This is a genomic window from Streptococcus sp. HMSC057G03 (genome assembly GCF_001808745.1).
Lineage (GTDB): Bacteria > Bacillota > Bacilli > Lactobacillales > Streptococcaceae > Streptococcus > Streptococcus parasanguinis_Z.
In genome coordinates, this window is sequence record NZ_KV794423.1 from 51,461 (window position 1) to 55,526 (window position 4,066).

The window sequence follows — 4,066 nt, forward strand, 5'->3', positions numbered from 1 at the left end:
ACGTCCGTACTCACCTAAGGAAAGTTTTTAAGTTGACTTTGTCTTAAATCTGAAGCTACTGCTTAGCTTCTATTTTTCACCCGACAAAAGCCCAAATAATGGCAATTAGCACTGCTGGAAGGAGATTGGCGACCTTGATTCGTTTGCCCCAGATGAGATTGATCCCTACACAGAGAATGAGGCTGGAGCCAACTAGGGACAGATTCGAAAGGGCTTGCGGAGTCATGATCGGTGCGATCAAATGGGCCAACAGCGTGATCAATCCCTGAAGGATCACGAGTGGAACCACCGCAAAGATCGCGCCCTTTCCTTTTGAAACGGTCAAGACCAGAACGATAACCATATCGAGAATAGCTTTGGCCAACAAGGTCGAGGTGTCGCCTGTCAGGCCATCCTGGACAGCTCCAACCACCGCCATAGCCCCGATACAAATGGTCAAGGCCGTGGTCATAAAGGCATCAACAAAACCGGTATCGCCTTGGTTGCCCGTCTTTTCCTTCAGCCAGGTTCCCAGTCGCTCAAAGCCCTCCTCAATCTTCAAGAGTTCCCCGATAACGGTCCCGATCACTAGACTCAGAATCAACATCATACTGCCGTGACTTTCTACATGACTTCCATGCACCACCAGCATCTTTTCCAAGGTCCCTGCGATGCCCAAGACAAAAACAGCAACACCCGTCACTTTCAGAAGGGTCTCATGAAAATCTTCTGACAAACGTTGACCGATGAGCAGTCCTAAAAGCCCACCAAATACGACCCCTAAGGCATTATAGAAGGTCCCTAAACCGATCATTTACAAACTCCTTTATTCATTTTCATTCTTTTTCAATCGCTTTCAAAGACCAGTATCCCGTCTCTTCATACTGGTCAATCAAGTCCTTGGCTGTTTGCGTAATCTCCTCTGGATAATGCAGGCTTTCTAGGGTATTGACCGCATTCTTGGTCACGGCTGACCCTGGTTTGATCTGGTAGTCAAAGACGATCTTGCCATCCACATAGCGACTATCAAAATGGTAATTATCATTGACCTCACCAGAAGCTGAGACCAGCTCAATATCATGACTGGAGATCATGTAGAGGCAGTTTTGGGCAGCCAACCAGCGGACAATCCCAAGGCCTGATCCGATCCGCTCGATAGTATTGGTCCCCTTAAAGAGCTCGTCAATAAAGAAATAGTGAAAACCAGGCTTTTTCAGATGCTGAATCATACGTAAAATAGCTTTACTCTCAGTGATAAAGTAGCTATCTCCAACTTCAATATCATCGCTCACATCCATAGCCGTTAGGACATGACCATAGGGAAGGGCTAATCTTTCGCCATAGGCAAAGCCTAACCCTTGAGCCAGAATGGCATTGATGGCGACAGTTTTCAAATAGGTCGATTTCCCGGACGCATTGTCCCCACTGATGACCATATTTTTTTGAAAATGCACATCATTCGCAATCGGATTGGACAGCAAAGGATGATAGAGCGTCTCGCCCTCAATGCCACCCGTCTCTGTAAAGACTGGCTGGCAGACCACTTCTAGATCCCGCTTATGGCGCAAGAGACTAATGGCGACTTCCATCTCTCCAAGGAGATCCAGAAGTTTCTGGGCCTCTTTTTGATGAGCTTTCACCTGATTGTAAATATAGACCTGAGCGATCTGCGGGAGTAAAAAGAGAACGTTGAGGTAGAGGAGAACAATTTCCATCTCAGAAGTCCCCGTTGGACTCTGCAAGACACTGGCAAGGATCCGCGTTTTCTTAAAGGGTTTGACCGCCTGCTTGAGTTCTTCTTGTTGTGGCAAGGCTAGATGGCTCAAGCGTTCTGCCGAAGCAAAGATGCGGACCAGATAACTAACATTGTCCAGACGGATTTTATTAGACCAATTGCGCAAACTTGAAAAGACGATATTAAAGACCACACTGATCACCAAGAGGGTAATCGCCCCAACTGGCTCAAAGGGGATGGCAAAGAGACAGAGGATTGGAAGACAGGCCAAGGCTATATAGAGGGGCAAACCTGCATAATGCTTGCCAGGATTTGCGACAATGCTACGCGCCATGTTGTGATTCTTCTTACCCAGTTGGTTGAAAATGACCTGGACCTTGAGCCGCAAATCCGGATGCTCTTCAAAGAAGGCTTCTAAGTCATGAAGCTGATCCTGAGGCTGGAATTCCAGCAGGCGCATTTTGTGATAGAGAGCTTCTGCCCCAAGGCTCGATTGGGTGTAATTGAGCTGATCAAAGACCGCATCCAAAGCCAAATCATGCCAGGTCTGATCATCCACTTGGCTATCGATCGTCCTTCCCTTAGCTGGATAAGCCAGACTGTCTATCAAACTTTCTTCTGTATCTTTCTTACGAAAGAAAGGCGCCCCGTCCCAAGCCTTCTTCAGCTTTTGCTTGAGGCGAATGGCCGTGAGAAATTTGGTTGCCCAAATCACCACGATCAATCCTAGGATCCCTAGCGGAATCCAGTTTACATTTCCTTCCATACTCTATTCCTTTCCACTCTGAGGCCAATCCAAGTGAACATGTTCCTTCATTTCTCGGTAAGCCGTGTCCACTCTCTCCTTGGTCTCCTCATCCAGCTTGTCGCGGTACTTGCCACCCTGGATAAAATCTTCCAAGATATAGGTCTGGTACTTGTACAAGTCATAGCCTTCAGGAGAATAGGTTCCCTTCGGAGTCCGACTGACCCAGGTTGGATGAGCAGTAGCCGTCTTAATCCGTGTCTTGCGACCAACCTTTTCGATGGTCACATCCATCAAGACCCCTCGCTCTGTCCATTGGGCAGTCTCCACATCTCCCATGGTTTCCAGACGCTGATTGGACAGGAAATTCCCCATCGAGTAGATGATGAGCTTGTTTTGACCATCTTTATTGACCACTTCAGCAGGCTCTACAACATGGGGATGCCCACCAAAGACGATATCAGCTCCCCAAGAAACCATCTTATGATAGAGCTCTTTTTGCTCTTCTGTCGGCTCCAATTGGTACTCAATTCCCATTTGGGGCATGACAATGGTAATATCGGCCTCTTGCTCCGCCTTTTGGATCTCCGCCTTCATCCGCTCTTCATCCAGATCAGACAAGACATCTGCTTGCTCCTCTGGAGTAAGGGTCGTTTCCATTCCATTAAACCCATAAGCGTAGGCTAGAATAGCAATCTTGATGCCATTCACTTCCTTGATCACCAAGGGGGCCTGCCCTCTCTTTTCATGCGTGTATACACCGACAGGTGTGATGCCTGCATCTTCAAAGGCCTTAGCTGTCGAATAGACTCCTTCTAGACCTGAATCCAAGATATGGTTGTGTCCCAAATCCATGACATCATAACCAGCATCCTTGATGGCTGGTACGACTTCGCTCGGCGCATTAAAAAGAGGATATCCTGACAAATAATAATTGGGGTTAATGGTTCCCTCAAAATCACCCAAGGCTAGATCCGCCTTTTGTAGCCAGGGTTTGACATACTCATAATTCTCATGAAAATCATAGGTCCCATCTTCTTTTTGCGCGCTCATATAGACCAAATCATGATAGAGCTGATCTCCATTGGCCATGATCCGAGCTGTATGAGGAATCTGATCAGCCGGTGTCTTGGCCTTGTACACAACCTCTGGCCGTTCCGTTGCGGTGATCGGAAAGCCTTGGAATTTTTGCACCCATAAGATAGCATTGGCCACGATGAAAACAACAGACAAGAGCACATAGACAAACTGTTCATTGGTCAGCTGAATCTTTGAGAAGAGACGATCAAAAGCCCAATCAAAGGCCGCCGATAGTTCTTTTCCCATCGTTTTGATGGTCCCTTTCACACTCTCCCACTTCTCTAACATTCCTACCTCTTCTTCGTACCTAGTTTCTCCAATGATCCGCCGACAAATTGAGCTGTCATTGAAATACTTTCTCTTCATTGTATCACAAATTTCCAGAGGAGAATAAAAGTTCTGCAAAACAGAACTTCTAAATGATTTGATATTAAAAGAATGGTTTCTTCAAAGCAGAAAACATCATCACGATTTTCAACTGATGCAAGCATCTACTGAAACTTTCCGCTGTGAGAAAAGTGCCTGAA

Annotated in this window: 3 protein-coding genes; all 3 read right to left on the reverse strand. The window is 46.7% G+C overall.

The genetic code is table 11. From position 1 onward, the window contains the following. Window positions 1-76: 76 nt before the first annotated feature. The 3 genes from HMPREF2686_RS04365 to HMPREF2686_RS04375 are packed head-to-tail and all read right to left on the reverse strand — an operon-like array spanning window position 77 to window position 3,827. A complete protein-coding gene (locus HMPREF2686_RS04365; RefSeq protein ID WP_049483042.1) occupies window positions 77-793 on the reverse strand; it encodes a DUF554 domain-containing protein in 717 nt (238 codons plus the stop codon). Between the two features lie 22 nt (window positions 794-815). Beyond that, the gene (locus HMPREF2686_RS04370) at window positions 816-2,480 is read right to left on the reverse strand and encodes a MutS-related protein (RefSeq protein WP_070449359.1); all 1,665 of its coding nucleotides are present in this window, start codon (window positions 2,478-2,480) and stop codon (window positions 816-818) included. Window positions 2,481-2,483: 3 nt separating this feature from the next. After that, window positions 2,484-3,827 carry a CapA family protein gene (locus tag HMPREF2686_RS04375; protein ID WP_049490825.1) on the reverse strand — a complete coding sequence of 448 codons (1,344 nt, stop codon included), beginning with the start codon at window positions 3,825-3,827 and terminating at the stop codon, window positions 2,484-2,486. Window positions 3,828-4,066: the final 239 nt, after the last annotated feature.